Source organism: Marinospirillum alkalitolerans, assembly GCF_045055655.1.
GTDB classification, from domain to species: Bacteria; Pseudomonadota; Gammaproteobacteria; order Pseudomonadales; family Halomonadaceae; genus Marinospirillum; species Marinospirillum alkalitolerans.
Window position 1 is genome coordinate 1 of the sequence record NZ_JBANFI010000002.1, and the last position, 19,145, is coordinate 19,145.

The 19,145-nt window shown below is 51.6% G+C and carries 12 protein-coding genes and 1 tRNA gene; 5 read left to right on the plus strand and 8 right to left on the minus strand.

The window, feature by feature from the left end:
- Positions 1-255 precede the first annotated feature (255 nt).
- The 3 genes from V6U78_RS03075 to V6U78_RS03085 are packed head-to-tail and all read left to right on the plus strand — an operon-like array spanning position 256 to position 5,137.
- Entirely contained in the window at positions 256-1,530 is a 1,275-nt protein-coding gene (locus tag V6U78_RS03075; protein WP_405337088.1) for a GGDEF domain-containing protein, read from the plus strand.
- A 25-nt stretch (positions 1,531-1,555) separates the two neighbouring features.
- Complete coding sequence (locus V6U78_RS03080; protein WP_405337090.1) at positions 1,556-2,233, plus strand: SOS response-associated peptidase; 678 nt, start codon at positions 1,556-1,558, stop codon at positions 2,231-2,233.
- Positions 2,234-2,248: 15 nt separating this feature from the next.
- Complete coding sequence (locus V6U78_RS03085) at positions 2,249-5,137, plus strand: insulinase family protein (protein ID WP_405337092.1); 2,889 nt, start codon at positions 2,249-2,251, stop codon at positions 5,135-5,137.
- 81 nt (positions 5,138-5,218) lie between these two features.
- Here V6U78_RS03085 and sbcB read toward each other — a convergent pair whose 3' ends face one another.
- The 5 genes from sbcB to V6U78_RS03110 all read right to left on the minus strand — a co-directional run bounded on the left by sbcB (position 5,219) and on the right by V6U78_RS03110 (position 11,121).
- The gene (sbcB, locus tag V6U78_RS03090) at positions 5,219-6,673 is read right to left on the minus strand and encodes an exodeoxyribonuclease I (RefSeq protein WP_405337094.1); all 1,455 of its coding nucleotides are present in this window, start codon (positions 6,671-6,673) and stop codon (positions 5,219-5,221) included.
- Positions 6,674-6,696: 23 nt separating this feature from the next.
- Positions 6,697-6,966, minus strand: a complete 270-nt coding sequence (gene minE / locus V6U78_RS03095; RefSeq protein ID WP_405337096.1) for a cell division topological specificity factor MinE — start codon at positions 6,964-6,966, stop codon at positions 6,697-6,699.
- Positions 6,966-7,781 carry a septum site-determining protein MinD gene (gene minD / locus V6U78_RS03100; protein WP_405337098.1) on the minus strand — a complete coding sequence of 272 codons (816 nt, stop codon included), beginning with the start codon at positions 7,779-7,781 and terminating at the stop codon, positions 6,966-6,968. Before minD ends, minE begins: the two co-directional genes overlap by 1 nt.
- A 160-nt stretch (positions 7,782-7,941) precedes the next feature.
- Positions 7,942-8,628 carry a septum site-determining protein MinC gene (minC, locus tag V6U78_RS03105; protein WP_405337100.1) on the minus strand — a complete coding sequence of 229 codons (687 nt, stop codon included), beginning with the start codon at positions 8,626-8,628 and terminating at the stop codon, positions 7,942-7,944.
- 42 nt (positions 8,629-8,670) lie between these two features.
- Positions 8,671-11,121 (minus strand): phosphoketolase family protein, encoded by a 2,451-nt coding sequence (locus V6U78_RS03110; RefSeq protein WP_405337102.1) that lies wholly within the window; start codon positions 11,119-11,121, stop codon positions 8,671-8,673.
- Between the two features lie 255 nt (positions 11,122-11,376).
- Between V6U78_RS03110 and V6U78_RS03115 the strand changes: the two genes are divergently transcribed.
- On the plus strand, positions 11,377-14,055 hold the full coding sequence (locus V6U78_RS03115) for a DUF349 domain-containing protein (protein ID WP_405337104.1): 2,679 nt from the start codon (positions 11,377-11,379) through the stop codon (positions 14,053-14,055).
- A gap of 130 nt (positions 14,056-14,185) precedes the next feature.
- Here V6U78_RS03115 and phbB read toward each other — a convergent pair whose 3' ends face one another.
- The gene (gene phbB, locus V6U78_RS03120; protein WP_405337106.1) at positions 14,186-14,923 is read right to left on the minus strand and encodes an acetoacetyl-CoA reductase; all 738 of its coding nucleotides are present in this window, start codon (positions 14,921-14,923) and stop codon (positions 14,186-14,188) included.
- A 229-nt stretch (positions 14,924-15,152) separates the two neighbouring features.
- Between phbB and V6U78_RS03125 the strand changes: the two genes are divergently transcribed.
- A tRNA-Met gene (locus tag V6U78_RS03125) sits at positions 15,153-15,229 on the plus strand.
- Between the two features lie 110 nt (positions 15,230-15,339).
- Here V6U78_RS03125 and V6U78_RS03130 read toward each other — a convergent pair.
- Complete coding sequence (locus V6U78_RS03130) at positions 15,340-16,056, minus strand: M48 family metallopeptidase (protein WP_405337108.1); 717 nt, start codon at positions 16,054-16,056, stop codon at positions 15,340-15,342.
- Complete coding sequence (locus V6U78_RS03135) at positions 16,053-19,145, minus strand: type I restriction endonuclease subunit R (RefSeq protein ID WP_405337110.1); 3,093 nt, start codon at positions 19,143-19,145, stop codon at positions 16,053-16,055. Before V6U78_RS03135 ends, V6U78_RS03130 begins: the two co-directional genes overlap by 4 nt.

Sequence of the window (19,145 nt, forward strand, 5' to 3'; positions counted from 1 at the left end):
GCTTCTAAAAACCCAAGAAAAAACAAAACCTTGCAACTCTTGCCAAGGCTTTTATCCAACCGCGTTTCCGAGGTCGCCTTCACAAGAGCTGCGTATTATAGGGATCTATTTTTAAAGCGCAACCCCTTTGCCAAACTTTTTTACTTTTTCTTTCATGAACCCGATTTACAATGCTTCTACGCTCGGTACAATCCTAATAGACCTCGCTATTCAGGGTTATGCGAGACACCCCCTTCTTTGCTTAGGATAGCTAACGTGCCTCTTCATTCGGTCATGCTTGCACTACGTCTTTTAGCTCCACCAGCTCTCTTTTTAGCTGCGGGGTTAGGACTCTTCTTTTATAGCAACTTTTTTGAAGCCAGTAGTCTCGCCATCGCACGCGCGGTGATCTGGATTTTTGTCTTCATCGCACTCCTGCTGACACTGGCTTATTCACACTCACGTGCTTTCGGTCTGGTGCTGGGTATAACCTTGGCCTACTGGGTCTTACGCGAGCAGATTGCATTACCTGCTCTTCAGGCTCAGCCGATTGATCAGCCAGCTTTGGTTTACAATCTATTGAGCTTCTTATTTCCTCTTTATCTTGTGACCAACAGCCTTTGGCCAGAGCGCCTCCATCTTATCTCAGACCTGCTGCTGCGTGGCCTCGTTCTTGGCGGCTTCTTTTTAGTCGGTTATCTAGCGCTCACCTTCTTGCCTGAGCGTCTCGACCTTTTCTTCTCGCCGATTCATCTACCCAGCTTGCATCTTGCCTGGCTACGCTTACCTCAGCCGTCTAGCTTTGTCTTTTTGCTCAGCAGTTTACTCTTGGCTTTTCTATTAATACGTCGACCCCAGCCTTTTTACGCGGCTCAATTGGCCTGCCTGATTGGCTTTATCGCCATCCTGCCTTATTTTGCCATACCCTATCTGGCATCAATTAGCGTCAGTCTGCTGCTCTTTATCATTGGTGCAGCGGTTATCCATGAAGCCTTTAACATGGCTTTTAAAGATGATTTGACTGGATTACCCGGCCGGCGCGCACTGAACCAGCGCCTTGCCCGTCTTGGCAAGAAGTACACACTGGTCATGGCAGATGTGGATCACTTCAAGAAATTCAACGACACCTATGGGCATGATGCCGGTGATCAGGTACTGCAAGTGGTCGCTCACATTTTAAAAGGTGTTGAGGGTGGCGGGCAGGCTTATCGCTATGGCGGTGAGGAGTTCACTCTTGTTTTTGCAGGACAGACCGCCGAAGCAGCTCAACCTTATGTGGAACAGGTTCGCCAGCGACTTGCCGACTACTCGATTGCTTTACGCGGCCAAGAACGCCCTGCCAAAAAGCCAGCCACCAAGGGGCCAGACTTAGCGCAACGCGTCAAAGTCACGATGAGCTTTGGCGTAGCTGAAAAAACACCCGATCTTCTCGATGCCGAGGCCGTGATCAAAGCTGCTGACCAAGCACTCTATGCTGCCAAGAAAGCGGGACGCAACTGTGTTGCCCTAGCTGGCTCCAAAAAGTCAGCACGTTTTAAAGCGCAAAAATGAACACCTTCTTACCAAGGCAGTCGCCATGACGGGTCGTGTGATTATCACCCCTTACAATATCGAGCTGGAAACCAAGCAGACGGTTCAATGCGATGGTTATCCAGTGACTGGGTTTAATGTGGCGCCCGGCCAGCCTCTTTCTATTCTGCGCTACCAGCAACATTATGAGCTCATCCGTGCACTTTGGGGATTCACACCTCAATGGCTCAAGGATCTCAAGCGCGCACCCTATATCGTTCGCATGGAATCGCTGGAGTCCAGTCCGATGTATAAAGAAAACTGGTCGCAAACACCCTGCCTGTTGCCTGTGACGGGTTACTACCTGTGGAAACCTATTCAAAAAATCAAACAACCCTTTGCCATCCGCCGCCCTGAAAACCGCCCGTTCTTTTTGGCGGGAATCTGGACACGCTATCGAGTGGATCGACTCACCAGCTATGATTCCTTCGCCTTGATTTCTTGCCCGGCACCACAGAGCGCTCCATCACTGAGCGAACGTCTTCCTATCGCGCTGGCTGCCGACCACATCACAACTTGGCTTGCTCCTGAGACCTCAGCCGCTGATGCGCTGCAACTTTTACAAACTTCCAGGGTCGATCTGGAGTGCTATCCTGTGAGTGCACTTGTTAATTCACCCCATAATACCAGTATTGAGGTCACCCACTCTTTGGGGCAACGCCAAAGGTTCGTGACTTCTGGTTAATGTTTAGGAATCGGTATGTCATTACATTTTTTTGCACAACGACGCGCTTTCACCGCGTTGGTACTGAGCTGCTGCCTTCTACTTTTACTAAGCGGATGCGTCACGACTTGGCACGCATCCAGTAAAATTGAGGCTCCTCAACCCATCACCAGCCCCTACGATCCACATAGCTATCGTTATTTAGAATTTGAATCCGGTCTTCAGGTACTGCTGGTCAGCGATCCCCAAGCAGAAAAAGCAGCGGCCTCGATGAACGTAAATGCGGGTAGCCTGCACGAGCCAGATGCCTGGCCTGGCTTAGCCCACTTTCTTGAACATATGCTTTTTCTTGGCACCGCCGATTTTCCTGAGCCGGATGGTTATCAGCAGCTGATCAGCGAGCAAGGAGGCAGCTACAACGCTTTTACCGCCTCACGCGATACCAACTATTTCTTTGATATTCAGCCAGCCGCCTTTGATGCTGCTTTGGCGCGCTTTTCACGCTTCTTTGTCGACCCCCTACTCAACGAAGACTACCTCCAGCGTGAGGTGAATGCTGTTGATGCCGAGTGGAGTGGCACCCTGCAAAGTGATGGCCGACGTTTTTTTGATGTCCTGCGCACCGCACTCAATCCTGAACATCCGGCCTCACGCTTTAGTGCCGGTAACCGAGCCACACTGGATATCGATAATCCTGCTCTGCGCGAAGCGCTTCTCGACTATCACCAGCGCTTCTATGTCGCCGAGCTGATGAGTCTGGCTTTAGTTGGCCCGCACTCTTTAGATGAACTAGAAACTCTGGCTCGCCAGCACTTTAGCGATCTGCGTCAGGCTGAACAAGATCATACCCCAGTCCGCTTTACTCAACCCTTGCTCGTCGATCAACAGCTGCCCATGCAGTTACAGATGGAGCCCTTACGTCGCGATTATCAACTCTCCTTGATCTTCTCGATTCCTGACCCGCAACTGCATCAAAAAGTGCAGGCAGATCGCTTTCTTGCTTATCTGATTCACCACGAAGGTGAAAACAGCCTCTTTGACTATCTCCGTCGTGAAGGCTGGATCACGGCACTCAGTGCCGGCAGTGGCTTCAATACAGGTGAAGAAGCCCTGTTCTTTATCGACTTCACCCTGACAGCAGAAGGCGCGCAACAGGCAGAAACCATCACCGCGTGGGTTTTTCACTGGCTTGAAATGATTCAGCAGCAGGGCATTGAGGCTTGGCGCTACCAAGAACTGGCCCAGATTACCGAACAGAGCTTCCTCTTCCAGGAGAGCAATGATCCCAGTGATTTTGCGACCTTCCTTGCCTTGCAGATGGCCTATACCTCTCCTGAGCAGCTACTGCGCCAACCCTATGCCTTTGACCATTTTGATGTCGAAGTCATCGAGCGCACGCTCCAGCATCTGCAGCCTGAAAGACTCGTCAGCATTCTCGTCACGCCTGATGCACAGACCAGCGCAACAACAGACTGGGTCCCTGCTCGCTATCATCGTGAAACCAATCTGCCAGCCATTGAGTGGCGCCAAGTGCCTCGCCCAGAAGCACTTCAGCTACCTGAACCCAACCCCTTTATCACCGATCAGCACAAGCTCGTTGAGGGGGAATCCCTCGCTGTGCCTGTACGCCTTGATCACCCCTCGCGGATCGAGGTTTGGCATGGGCAAGACACCAGCTTTGGTTTGCCACAAGGCGATATTTACATCAACCTTATCCAGCCCCAGGTGCTCGATAACAGAGAGGCACGCTTACTGGCCGGACTGACTGCCAGCTGGTTAGAAGATAGGCTGAATAACCCGACCTATCCGGCTCGTCTTGCTGGGCTGCACTATTCAATTGATTCACATGCACGCGGTATCACGATCCAAGTCAGCGGGTTGACCGCCAAGCAACCCGAGCTGCTTGAACAACTTTTAAGCGCCTTGGATCAACCCCAAGTGCATCCAAACGATTTCCGCCTGCTGCGAGATCGCTGGATTCAGCAATTAGAAAATCGGCAACATGATCGTCCGATTCAGCAACTGGTGCGTCAGCTCTATCTCTCCATGATCGATCCTACCTGGCCTACTTCTGAACTGCTTGAAGTTTTAGACGGGCTGGCTTACACCGATCTGCAAGATTTTATTGATCACTATACCGATCAACTGGCGATTCAACTCCTCACTGTAGGCAATCTGGATCAGGCCACTACACTGGCTATTGCGGATCAACTGGCGAGCCGCTTTGATCCCCAGATCGATCCCCAGCAACTTCAGCTGATGCAGCGGGCGTTACCTGCTGGACTCTGGCAGCAGAGCATCCCGATCGATCACAATGATGCTGCGCTTTTCTGGTATGTGCAGGGCCAACCCACTGATGGCCGTAGTGCAGCCGCTTTTGAGCAAGAAGCCTTGATGCGCCTCGTACAACAGCTACAAAGCGCTGAGTTTTTCCATCAACTGCGCACTGAGCAGCAACTGGGCTATGCCGTCTTCACTGGCGTTTTCCCACTCAAGAATACCGCTGGCCTGTTTTACTTTATTCAATCCCCAGTGGCTCAACCCTCTGCTTTAGCCGCAGCCATTGCTGATTTTATCGAGAGTGATCGCCAACGCTTGGCCGCTCTGCCCTCTGAGCGCTTTGAAGCACAGAAAAACAGCCTGATCCAGCAGCTACGCCAAGCCGATACACGCCTCTCAGATCGCTCTGCACGCTGGTGGAATCTGCTCAGTGAATATGGCGCTGACATACAGCCAGATGATTTCGAGCGGCGCGCTCAACTGGCGGATCGTATCGAACAGATCAGCCATGCAGAGCTGCTCGCCTTCTACGATCAGCTTCTGGCGCAGGAGCTTGGTCAGATGCTGCTCTCAAGTCCAACGGATCAACCTCTGCCAGGCGCGAATGCTCAGCCCAGCGATTGGCCTTTAATCGAATTTGACTAGCAGCGCAAAACTTGGCGAGAAGCAAAAAAGCCCCGTGGCATCGCTGCCACGGGGCTTTTTTTAATCGGTACCTACATTTACCTAACCCGCATCCAGCGCCTGCACTGGCAGGATCGACTCAACCCAAAGACGCAACTCTTCCAGCAAGAAGAGCTGCGTTTCATTTAACGGCTGCTGGCTCAACTGAATCCATTCCTGCTCTAGCTGCTTCAAAGTCAGGCTCGCACTCTGTGTCGATTGCATTCTGGCCCAGCGGTACTCATCCCAGCGCTCCATATCATGGGTGGAAAGCCACTCAGGCCAGTTACGCGCACGATAGCGAAAGAACATCTCTTCTAAACGCGGATCATGAAAAGGCAGCTGCATCTCAGCCAGCTCTTCTGGATCGGCGGCACGCAACTGAGCAAAAAGCGCCTTGTCTTCACTATTAAAAAAACCACCGCCATAGAGCATCAAGTCAGGGTCTTGCTCAGCAGCAAAGGCAGAGCTCTCGGAAAACACGGCCTGCACCTTGGCTTGCACAGCAACAAGATGAGGCTGAAGCGCCAGCCAATGTTGATGCTGCTGCGCCAGATCCTGACCCAAGCGTTGTGCCAACTCTTCGCTCAAAGCCTTGACCGGTAAAACAACAGGGCAGCGATTAGTATGAATCAACTTTAACGGCACGCGCTCTTGACCCCGCGCCACCAGCTCAGCCTGTGGCGTATAGAGGCGTTCCCGTATTTGCTCCGCGCTCAAATCGAGTAGTAAACGCGGATCAGCGCTGAGATCAAAGCAGATCACGGCATTCGGATTGGTGGGATGATCGCCTAAGGGCGCCACGATGCCTGTACAGCCACGCTGCGCTGGAAAGCGACTCGAAATATGCAGTAAAGGCTTAACAGGCTGAGCGCGCACTAAGGCTGCCACCTGATGCTTGGATCGCAGACCCAAAAGGTGCTCAAAAAGCTTAGGTTGTGCTTGTTTGATTTTTCGTGCCAAGGCGAGAGTCGCGCGCACATCGGCCAGCGCATCATGGGCTGCATCGCCATGCGTAATGCCATTGGCCGCGGTGAGATCTTCCAGCTTAAAACTCGGTGTGCCGTCTTCTTTAGTGGGCCAAACCAGACCTTCTGGGCGCAAGGCATAGGCGGTGCGCACCAAATCAATCAAATCCCAGCGCGAGTTACCACCTTGCCACTCTCGCGCATAGGGATCGATAAAATTGCGATAAAAAAGATGGCGCGTGATTTCATCATCAAAACGCAGCGAGTTATAACCCACTACACAGGTATTCGGCTGACTCATCAACTGGTGAATTTTGGCCGCAAACTCCGCCTCAGGATAGCCTTCACTTTTGGCTTGTTGCGGTGTAATGCCCGTAATCAGCACAGCCTGAGGATGAGGTAGATAATCATCTGCTGGCTGGCAGAAAAACATTTCTGGCTCGCCGATCTCATTCAAATCAGCATCGGTTCGCACAGCGGCAAACTGGCAGGGGCGATCGCGGCGCGGATCAGCACCGAAGGTTTCATAGTCGTGCCAAAGAAACTCCATAATACCCGTGTTGACTCCTTGGTTCAGGGGGTGGTTGTGCTCAACATTTCTTCTGGCACAGTGACATTAATTTCAAGCACGGAAAGCTCATCTTGATTCTCAAGCTGCACCTTCACATGTTCTAAATCGACTGGCATATAGCGCTTGATGACTTCCAGAATATCCTGCTGCATGCGTGGCAAGAAATCAGACTGGTTACGAAAGCAGCGTTCATGGGCCAGAATGATTTTCAGCCTTTCACGCGCATGCTGCGCAGAAGGCGCCCGTTCACGATGAAAGAGTTGGCGTAGCATTATTTCGACCCCCCTTTAAAGACACGACTGAAAAACCCTGTTTTCTCTCGTTGTGCAAATCTCAACGGCCGCTCTTCTCCCAGTAAACGCGCTACCGTATCCTGATAGGCTTGGCTTGCATGACTGGCAGTCTCATGAATCACGGGCAGGCCTTTATTCGAGGCAGTCAGCACCTGCTCAGATTCAGGAACCAGCCCCAGTAGATCGATGGCCAAAATATCCTGCACATCTTCTAACGAGAGCATTTCTCCAGCTTCGACCCGCCCTGGATGGTAACGCGTCAACAACAGGTGCTCCTTGACCTTACGTCCTTCCTGAGCGGCCAGCGTCTTGGCCTGTAACAAGCCGATCACTCTGTCTGTATCACGCACTGAAGACACTTCAGGATTGGTGACCAAGATGGCTTCATCAGCAAAATACATGGCTAAAAGCGCACCACGCTCTATGCCCGCTGGTGAATCACAAAGAATAAAATCAAAATCTGCTTTAAGCTGCTCGATAACCTGCTCGACTCCTTCAAGCGTTAAACAATCCTTATCCTTGGTTTGTGAGGCCGGTAGAATATAAAGGCCTTCCACTCGTTTATCTTGAATCAAGGCTTGGTTGAGCGTGGCTTCACCCTGAATGACATTGATAAAGTCGTACACCACGCGCCGTTCACAGCCCATAATCAAATCGAGATTACGCAGGCCGACATCAAAATCAATCATCACACAGCGATGACCACGCAGGGCCAAACCTGTTCCAATAGAAGCACAGGAGGTGGTTTTACCAACACCACCCTTTCCTGAAGTCATGACAATTACTTTAGCCAAGTTGCACCTTCTGTTCTTTATTCATTAATGAGAAGAAACTTTTAACCTGCGGTTATCGCCAGGCAACTGAGAAGGTGGCTTCCTGGGAGGCCTCTGATTCACTATTGCGCTTGTTGATACTGCGCTCTTAACCTTGATCAGAGGCTCCCTAGACAATCACTTAAAAAAAGTGACACTCCACATCTTGCCCCTTCAGTACCAAATAGGCTGGCTTTTTAGCGGTTAAAAAATCCGTTTTCTGACTGGTACGATAATGACCATCAATCGCCACCAGCTCAGCATTTAATTCTTGGGCCACAATTCGCGCTTTGGCATCACCATAGATGCCCGCTAAAGCCTTACCGCGCAAGCTACCGTAAATATAGATATGGCCACTGGCCAACACCTCGCCGCCAGGGTTCACACTGCCCAGAATGACCAAATCACCCTGTTCATGAATCACCTGCTGCCCACCTCTGACTGTACCCAGATGAATTTTGGGCTCGCTGACTTCTTCCTGATTGGCCGCCGGTGTCGAACGATCGAGGCGACCTAAAAAGGCCAAGCCCAAGGCTTCTGCTTGCGCCTCGAGTGCCGCCTCTTGTGCACGCACCGCGACAATGGATAAACCCAGCTGCTGCGCTGTACGCACTAAAGCCGCCAGATCAATCGGCTGGCTGGTGTCTATTTGCGATAAATCCAGCACCAAGGGTGTTCGATAAAGCAAAGATGCCCCTTGCTCTAGCCGCTCCTGCAAGACTTTTTCCCACTGAGCCAATTGCTCGGTCGTGGGTTGCAGTTGGCTTGCGGGCAAGAAGGTCCCTTTCACTTTTAATGGCACTCTCAATAAATTGAGTCTTTGTAGCATAACCTTGTCCTCGATACGGCTCATCCCTTGAGCCGCTTTCTACTAGCGAGCGATTGGCAAGAGCTGCGTCAACGGAGCCTGCCCTAATAAAGCCTGAGTTTCTTCTGCGGTCAACCAGTTTTTCTGGCTTTGCTGTTTCAAATCAGCAACACGCTGTAACACATGCGCCCAGCTAGAACTGTTCGCCAACAGCAGACCATGCACATCCAATGTACCGCCACGATTGATATAGCCAAGTGCTGCGGTGCGCTCTGGTCCCAGATCGAGAGGGCGCAGATGCCCTAAGAGCACTTCTGGACGCCCATGACAGATAAAAATCCGGATGGCGGTACTGGAGGGAAAGAGGGCTTCGCGCTCTGCGGCACTCACCTGCCAGCTGGCTTCCCAAGCATCCCGCGCCTGACGATAACGCCCCGGCTCTTGTAAATAAATCACGCAGGCGGCTTCACCTTGTTGATCTAAGCGCTGCCAGGCCAATAACGCCTGCTGCAGCTGATACGCTCCTATTGCGACCAGCTGTATCGCCGCACTCGCCTGACCTGCCACGCAGACTGCACCCTGTTCTGCCAATAAGCGGCTCTGCTGCTCATCCATCACACTTGGCAGAGCGCGCTTGGGTACAATCAAGTTCGCGATCTGGCCTTGATAGCGATAGACATCCAGTAAAGCCATTGCGGCTGAATTGGCATCAGCGGGGAAGATCACCCGCGCCATATCACTCATTTCTCCCAGTAGCGCTTCGGCCAGCGTTGAGTCCTGGTGCGATTGCTCATTCTTGCCGTTTTCCCAAAGGTGGGAGCTGGAAATAATCGGAATTGAGCGCCAACCCGCCGGTTCGCCAGCCTCTTTTTGATGGCGCGCAAAGATCAGCTCTTGGCGCAAAGCACCGAGCATCTTGACTGAAAAGGCTTCATAAGAAACCGCCAGATTCAATCCACCTTTATTGGCCAGCACCGCACTGACCACAGCTTCTTCGTTTAATGCCGTAATGACGGCACCATCCACCGCTTCATCTAAGGAGAACTCCGGCTGACAGACCCGATGTTTGAGCTTCGCCAGCGTGAGGTTCATGTTGTTGCTCGACATCTCGTCTGGATTGCCCACGCGCACGCGCAAATCAGGATTGAGCTTGATCAACTGACTAAACGCCACATCGACTGAGGCCATCGGAGAGTGGAGACGTTGATCAGCAGGAATCCAAGGTGGCGTTGGCTGTAAAAGATCAGCAACCTGACGCTGGGTGAGCGCATGATCCCGCTCTAAAGGCCTTTGCTGCTGCGCATGCTGCTGAAAAACACAACGCGCCTGATCCAACACGCTGGGCGACTGCCATAAGCGGGCAGCCCCCTCATTAAATAAACGCCGTGCTTCTTCATCCTTGGCGGGATTCGCAGGCAAAGGCGTGCCGTGCGCACGATTGGTCCCTGCCCCTGGGAAGCCATAACCCTTGGGCGCTTCGGCAATCAGATAAGGTAGACGCGCGGGATAGTGGGCCTGTCCAGCACGAATCTGCTCAGCCTCCTGTTGTAACCAAGCCTCGCTGGTCAGAATACCCCAGGCAAAATCGGCAGGATCTCGCCCATCAATCAGGCAGGGCATAAAGCCATGCTGTTTGAGATGCGTCGCGAACCACTCTGGACCGCCTTCCAGCATCAATGTAGAGCGCTGATCAATACGACGGCCATTGGCAATCATCACCGGCGTGACCCAGCCACTGTCTTCAGCGCGCCACCAAAGCGGTGCCCAATCACTGCCCCGCTGCTCTTCAAAAGCGCCATCAGATAAAAAGGCCACCAGCTGTTCGCCCTGCTCGCAGGCATGCACATATTGCAAGCCAGTAAAACCCAGATAGCCACCCTCACTGACGGCTCCCGCTGTATTGACATTCGCATGACTGCCCAAGGGGGAGGCAGGTTGTCCCTGCTGATTGATGGCATAGGAATAGAAATCCTGCACAAAACGTGTCAAGGAGGGATTATCCCAAGCTGGGTAGGCCTCGGCATGGCGCTGCTTTTGATTGCCTACCAGCAGATTCACGCTATCGATGGCGGCCACACAGTGTCCTTGCTCCATCAACCAGCTGCGCGTCTGGCCAGAAAAAAGGTTCGCCAACAGATAGCCCAGATAGGCGGGCACCATATTAAGCGAGCCGCCAGTATGCCCTTGAGGATCGGCTTTAAAATCAGCCGCCTCTAAAGGCGCGCCATCGACCTTCACCTGTTGGGCATAGGTGGCATGCACCACCAGCCACAAGGCGGCATTCGCGAGCTGATCAGCAGCCATTAAGCGCTCAAGCAACACCTTGCGATCAGAGCCCTGTGCCTCTAAAGACGCTAACAGACGGGCAATCCGCACCTGCGTCAAGGGTTGATGCACGATCACCCCCTGGCCTTCGGCCCAGGTCGCAAATAGCGGGTCCTGCTCACAGGCTTGCTGGGCTTCTTGCTGCAACGCCGCCGCATCAAAATCCATCCCAAAAAAAGCTGGTGTCATCTTCATTCCTACACTCCATCTTGGTCTTCATCCTCGCATGCACAGCAAAGGAGAAGGACATCTTACTGATCTGCTGCTCACCCTCACTCAGACAGGCCGAGTGAATGACTACGCCTAACGGCAGGCTTCTGCTAGAATGGCCGACCGTTTCCAAAACCTGTAGCTGTTTTACTATGCGTTCCGCTCTGCTGGAGAAGACGTCGTTTCAGCCAGCATGACACCTCGACCATCTTGCAACAAGGGCCTTCGTCAATCATGAATTCGCTGCTCGTGCGCGTCGCACCTTTTATCTTTAAGCCTTCCCTTGCAGACCAAGATCCTGCTATCCGTCGACTCGCATTACAGCGCCTTGATCTCAATCATCCAACAGATCAAGCCCTTTTTATTGACTGGCTCAACAGCGAAACTCAGCCTGAACTCTTAAACCTGGGTGCTGCACAGCTGACCCAGCCTGCACAAGTTATTGATTATCTTCATCAGCTTAATACTTCTACGGCAGACATACCAGCACGGCAAGCGCTACAAACCCAGCTTAAACAAGGCTTGACGGGGCTTGAGACAGAGCCAGCCTGTCAGCTGATTGCCGCTTTAGAATGCACCGCTACCCAGCTTTTTTTGCTGGCCGAGCTTGAGTCTCTAGCCCTTCGTCAAGCCCTGTTGGCACAGCTCAGTCAGCAACAGATGGATGAAAGCCACTGGATCGAGATTGCCCTACATAATGATTTTGCCGTCATCCGCCAGCTGGCCGCTGAACAGATCACCTCAGATGCGGGACTGGAAACCCTGATCAAACTCAGCCAGAAGGATAAACGCATCTGGCGTGCCGCAAAGGATCAACTCCAGCAGCGCCGCCAGCAAGCCGCCGAGCAACAGGCCGCCGAGCAGCAAGCACAGGCATTGATTGACCAACTCAGCACGATGAACAAGCTCACTGATGACCCACTGTTCAGCGCGCGCCTCAGTCATTTTAACCAGCGCTGGCAAGAGATACTGCAAGCCCACCCTGCTCTGCCCTCATCACTACAAACAGCTTTTGCGCAACACAAGCAGCAAGCCGAGGCCCATCTGGCGGCTGTCGCTGAACGCGCGGCTCAGGCTGAGGCTGAACAGGCTCGCCTCGCCAAGCAACAAGCCGATCAGGCAGCTTGTCTAGCGGATTTGCAAAACCTGGTAGAAGCTTGGATTGAGACCCCGCAACCCTCTCTCAGCGAGCGCCAAGCTTGGCAAGAACAAGCACACCGGCTTTTAGAAGCAGCGCAGAATCAAGAGGCGTCGCGCTCATTTCAGCAGCGCTGCACCCAACTCTCACAAGTCTTAGCGAGCTTTGCTGCCGCTTATCACCGCTGGGATGCTCTGCTGCCATTGCTGGATCAGGCTGATCTCACTGAGGCCCAGCTGCACGAACTGGCTTGGCCTCAGGATTTGCCCGCTCCCCAAGCCTTGCTGGAACAACAACAACGCCTGATGCAACCCGCCAGCAAGCCCACCCCAGCGCAAGCGGTCTCAACTGGCCCAACAGCACAAGAAGTTCAGCCTCTGCTTGATGCCCTGACACAAGCGCTTGAGGCAGGACAACTCAAAGCAGCAGTCGAATATCAACAACAGCTCAGTCATCAGCTGCACGCCTCTTTACCCGATGCACTGCATAGCCAATTCCGCCAGCTCAGCGCACAACTCAATGAGCTTAAAGACTGGCAAGGCTTTGTCGCCGCGCCGAAACGTGAGGCGCTGTGCATCCAGATGGAGCACTTGGCTGCTGATCAGGATATGGCCCTGTCCGTCAAGGCCGATAAGATTCAAGCCCTGCAACAAGAATGGCGCAGTCTGGGCGCGGCAGCAGCGCATCAGGCACTATGGCGACGCTTCAAAAGTGCAGCCGATCAGGCGTTTGAGCCTTGCAAAGCCTGGTTTGCTGAACAAGCCGAAATCAAAAACTATCACCAGCAGCAGCGCGCCAACATCTGCGCAGAATTGGAAAACGCAGCCCAAGCGGCTGCTTTCCATCAGCTGGATGCGCAACAGCTCGATTTTCTGATCCAGCAAGCTCACGAAGAATGGAAGCGCTTTAGCCCAGTCAATCGCCAACAAGGCAAGCTGCTAGCTGAACGCTTTCAACAAGCCTTACAGCCTTTCAAACAACAGCTTAGCCAGCATCGACAGCGCCATGCCGATGCCAAACAAGCGCTGATCGATCAAGCCGAAGCACTACTGCAGGCGCTTGATGAGCAGCAGATCTCTTTGCCGCAAGCGATAGAGCAGAGCAAACAGCTCCAACACCTGTGGCGCAGTATCGGTGCGGCCGCACCGGGCAAAGAGCAAAAGCTGTGGAAGCGTTTTCGTGCTGCCTGTGATGATCTTTTTACCCAACGAGATCAGCAGCGCCAGCAACAGGTTGCGCAGCAAGCCGGCCAACTTCAACAGGCGAAAGCGCAGCTTCAAACCGCTTGGCAGGCTGTAGAGCAACACCAGTGGCAACAGGCCGAGCAGCAGTTCCAGAGCCTGCAAGCGATCACCCTGCCCCAAGCCCAGATGTCAGCCTGGCAACAACAGCTGGGAGAGTTAGAGCAACGGCTGAACCAGCAGCGCCAGCAACAGCAGCGTGCAGCACAGGTTGAACAGCTGCGCCAAAAACTAGACGCGCTACCCAGCGCCAGCCAGCTGCAAGATCCACTCGCAGCACAAAAACTGGTCGTACAATTGGCCATGCTGGCGAAGCTGCCTTTATCACCTGATGAAAAAAGGGTGCAGCTTGAGCTACAGGTAGAAAAATTAAATCTGGGCCTACAGCAGGGCGTCACGCTGAGCAACCAAGAAGAAATCACTCAGCTGATCGATCGTTGGATGGCGTTAGGCGGGGGTCGCGGCGATCAAGACCAGGCAGACGCCCTCAGCCGCCGCTTCTGGCAAGCGGCACAGGCCTATTTGGCGCTCTAGCACGCCGACTGAGGAAGAGCACAAACAAAGAAGATCGACCCTAAAAACAAGAACCCCCAGAGCTGGACGATCCAACATCTGGGGGTGAGGCTGATGGCAATATCAGCGCTAAAGGCGGCCACTCAGCCTCTTAGTGCATAAACTGCCCACCGTTGGCATCAATATTGGCACCGGTAATAAAGCTGGAAGCTTCATCCGCCAAGAAGACAACCAAACGTGCGATATCTTCTGGCTCACCAAAACGCCCAACCGGAATCTGCGCCTTAATGCTTTCACGAATATCCTCACGGATTTTCATAATCATGTCAGTCGCGATATAACCAGGTGAAATGGTATTCACCGTGATGCCTTTACGCGCTGTTTCCTGAGCCAGCGCCTTAGTAAAACCATGCATCCCCGCTTTCGCGGCGGAATAGTTGGTTTGCCCCACCTGGCCCTTCTCACCGTTAATCGATGAAATATTAATGATGCGGCCAAATTGCTGCTCCAGCATCCCATCGAGGCAGGCTTTAGACGTGTTAAACACACTGTCCAGATTCGTACTGATCACAGAGCGCCACTGCTCTGCATCCATCTTTTTCAACATGCCATCAGCAGTAATACCAGCATTATTGACCAGTACTGTCACTGGACCAAAGCGCGCACAGATATCCGCGTAGCTCTGTGCAACAGAATCAAAGCTGGTGACATCGGCATAGCTGATGCCCATATCAAAACCTGCCTCTTTTTGCTCCTGCTGCCAAGCCTTGGCCTTGGCCTCATTCGAATAACCAGCGACCACCTGATAGCCGGCTTTCGCTAAAGCCTGACAGATGCCTGATCCAATACCGCCTGTACCACCGGTGACCCAAGCAATCTTCTTTTGCATCGATATGACTCCCTCTGTTGTGTAGCAAAACTGGTGTCTTTCAGCATGGAAGTTGTTATTGGTGCGAAAGACAAATCAATCTGAAAAAGCTTAACGGCACTTCTTGTCATTTTTGTGGCGCATGGATGAGCTTTTCAACTCTTAAACTACACCCTCCAGTCAGAATTGCAACTCGCTTTAGTCTTGGCTTGACATAGGTCTAAAGTGCGATTAATATGCTGGCCTCTGATGCGGGGTGGAGCAGCCTGGTAGCTCGTCGGGCTCATAACCCGAAGGTCGTCGGTTCAAATCCGGCCCCCGCTACCAAACAAAAGAAAAGCAGATCAATCAATAGGTTGGTCTGCTTTTTTTGTTGCCTACAAAAAAACCACCTGCACCCAACACATTGGCCCATGAGACGCATTTATATACGGCATCTAGTATTCCCAGTGGTTGTAAGCTAAGGGTCGACTGTTAAGTAAACTTCTCCGCTCTCTCCAATCTGGCAGATGCCTGTCCATCAATGCTTTAAAACGATCATTGTGATGCCGCTCATGTAGATGAATCAGCTCATGCACGAGGATGTATTCCAGACACTCCGGTGGTTTTTTTGCCAACTCTAAGTTCAGCCAGATTCGGCATGCCTGTATGTTGCAACTACCCCACTTGGTTTTCATTTTTTTAACACCCACGGCAGCAATACTGACATCGATTTGCTTCAACCAGTCGGGCAAGAGGGTGTCTACGCGTGTTTTCAGTGCTTCACGGTAAAAGGCATCCAGAACTCTGACTTTATTTTCGAAAGAGGTGCCTGGGTTAATCAAAAGCCGTAACCGATCTCGCCCAACCTCAACCCGGTGTTTACCTGCCACCTCTTTCACATCAAGACGGTAGGGTTTACCCCACAAGTAATGACACTCACCGCTGACCATTTCCCGGCTAGATTGACGAGGCTGCTGGGCAAAGTCTCTCTGTTGCATTTTGATCCATGCAAGACGGTTAATCACAGCCATACGGATAGCCGTATCAGACATACTCACTGGCGCAGAAACCCGTACTCGACCATCAGGGGGCAGCACACTGATATGCAAGTGTTTAATGGGCTTGCGGTTCAACTGTACGGCTATCGAACCGATTTCCAGATGACTGATCATTGATAGTCTTTCTGTGCTTTTGCCAGTTCCAAAATACTTTGAACATCGACTGAGTAACCGGCAGTTTCTTCGCGCACCGCATTGGCAATTTCTCGCTCCTTGAAGCGGTCACCCACCCAGTCCGCTTTTTTGGTATAGCGAATAGCCGTATCAATTTTTGTGGCCAGTAGTTCATCTTGACCAAAGTTATCGTAAAACGCGCGTTTGGGGTTGGAGTCCATAGATGACGGATAGTTAGACGCTGTCTGTTCCGGGCGAATCACCTTACGAGATAGCTCACGGATTTTCTCCAGATACTCCTGATATTCAATCGCTTTTTGGCGGCGAAGCTCAATCAGTTCATCTAGCAACACCGACATTTGCTCGTAGTATTTCGGGTTAACCGGATTTTCATCGACGATGGTTTTACGTACGTTATTCTCGATGGTTTCCGCCATAGCATCCTGGTTCTTACGAATACTCTCGGGCAAGGCCTCAACGGCATCGGCACCTTTTTCGACGATTAACTCAATCAAACCCAGTTCTTCAAAGTCCATCAGCACTTCGCTGTCATCCGCACGAATATACATATCCAACAAGTGACGCATGGCAGGCTCAAAGCGTTTCATCTCAACCAAATCACCACTGGCCAGCTTCACTTCATCACGGACTTTTTCAAAATGGGCCACTTCAGATCTAATTGAGTCTATATCTTGCGCTGAATAGCCTGCATCAGGCATTTCATTGGCGATATTGGCAAACGCACGCAGCAGTTTGGCAACGTTCTGATAAAGCGTTAAGCGCAGCGCTTCCTTCTCCGTAAGCTCATCCTGATTAGAACCAGACTCACCACAAAAATAATGTATGTAGTCTTCAGTGTTTCTCGGGGCCTTTACCGGCTCACACAGGGCTCGCACCATTTCCAGTGCATTGTCCAAGTCCAACTGGGCTTGCTCTAGGCGGTCTTTTAATAAACCAGCAACATCCTCTTTATCGTAGCCATCGAATGCGCCTTGAGTGTAATCAGAAATCGCTTTATCCAACGAGCGGAATAAATCTTTGTAATCGATGATATAACCGTATTCTTTGTCATCCCCATCCAAACGATTGACGCGGCAAATGGCTTGAAACAAGTTGTGATCCGCCATTTGTTTGTCGATATACAAGTAGGTGGCCGAAGGGGCATCAAAGCCAGTCAGCAGCTTATCGACCACGATCAGCAAGCGCATTTGCCCTGGCTCATCAACAAATTGCTTTTTAACGTCTTTTTCAAATTCTTCAACGCGGTTTGCGACCGTGTCTTCCGCTTGCTCAAAGTAGTCCGCAAGCATCTTGCGGTAAATATCATACTTAAAGAGCTTTTCCGTTAAACCTTCACCGGTTTCTTCGCCTTTAATGCTCGCAGCGGTCGGCTGAAAACTGGTCACAATGGCAACCTTACCGGCCAAATCAGTTTGGTTGAACATTTCATAGGCTTTACAAGCCTGGTAGACACTGGAGCAGACCAACATGGCATTGCCGTAGCCATCCATCAGACGTGGTTTGGTGTCCATATCCAGCAAAATATCATTCACTATCTGCTGCAATCGCGATTTACTGGATAGCACCTTCTGCATGGTGCCCCATTTTTGCTTCAACTGGGTTTTCGCTAATCGAGATAAGCCGCGAGTTTTAGCCTCAAACCATTCATCCACCTTTTTCTGTGAGGTAATGTTCTGGTCAATGTCTCGTGCTTCGTAGCGTAAATCCAACACCACAGCATCGGCGACGGCTTCATCAAACTTATAGGTATGAATATAAGGGCCAAACACCTCAACCGATTTTTTCTTGTCCTTCTTCATCAGCGGCGTGCCGGTGAAGCCTACAAACATGGCTTCAGGCAGAATGGACTTCATTGCTTCGTGCAACTTACCTGATTGAGTACGATGACACTCATCCACAAACACAAACAGGTCACCTTTTGCTTTAAAGTCCGACGGTAGAGACTTCTTTAACTCGGCAATAAATTCATCCGTTGCAGCATCGTTGTCTGAGTCAGACTGGCGTCCAAACTTATGTACCAGAGAGCACACCAACCAAGGGTTTGGCTGGTTGAACGTCGCCACCAAATCAGCACCGCTTTTGGTGCGATAAATATCTTCCTCAACACCGGTGAACACCTTTTCAATCTGTTCGTCCAGCTCGGTACGATCGGTCACGATCAACACACGGGCGTCTTTTACATTTTCCCGTATCCATTTGGCCAGCCATACCATGGTGAGGCTTTTACCAGAACCTTGTGTATGCCAAATAATGCCGCCTTCACGCCTTGCTATATGGCGTTTTGCCGCTTCAATACCAAAGAACTGATTGTGGCGACAGGTCTTTTTAATACCGGCATCGAAAACGATAAAATCATGGATAATTTGTAGCAGACGTGCTTTGCTGCACACACGGCTCAGGTGGAAATCGAGCTTGTGCTCATAAGGATTGGCAAACTCCTCCTTCCACTCAAGGTAGTGTTTTTCAGGTGTTTCAATGGTGCCGTAACGCAAGCCTTGGGTGTCGTTACCCGCCATCACCAATTGCATGCTGGTAAAGAAGTTGCGGATGAAGTCTTTCTTTTGGTTATCGAGATTCTGGCGAATGCCTTCTGAAACAGACACCGACGAGCGCTTCAATTCGATAACGCCCAGCGCGATACCGTTTACATAGAGCACTATGTCTGGGCGCTTTTTGTTTTCACCCTTAATAGTCACCTCTTCGGCAAGGGCAAAATCGTTTGCTTCCGGATTCTGCCAGTCAATCAGCCACACGGTTTCGTTCAGGTGGCCAGCGCCCTCTTTGTCTTTCACGCCGTAGCGCAGCAGGCGGTACACCTCTTTGTTGGCGTAATAGAGCTTTTTACCTTCGCCTAGTGCTGCTGCCGTATCCAATTGGCGAATCGCACGATTGATCAACGCCTCGCTGACACCGCGTTTTTTTAGCCAACCAACCAGGATATCCACTTCAATATTTTTATTATTGGGGCGATCCTGCCAATCGCCTAAATAGCGATAGCCTAAGTCAGCTTGAAAAAACTGAACGATACGATTTTGGGTAGCGCGCTCTCGTTGACCTACGTAACTCAT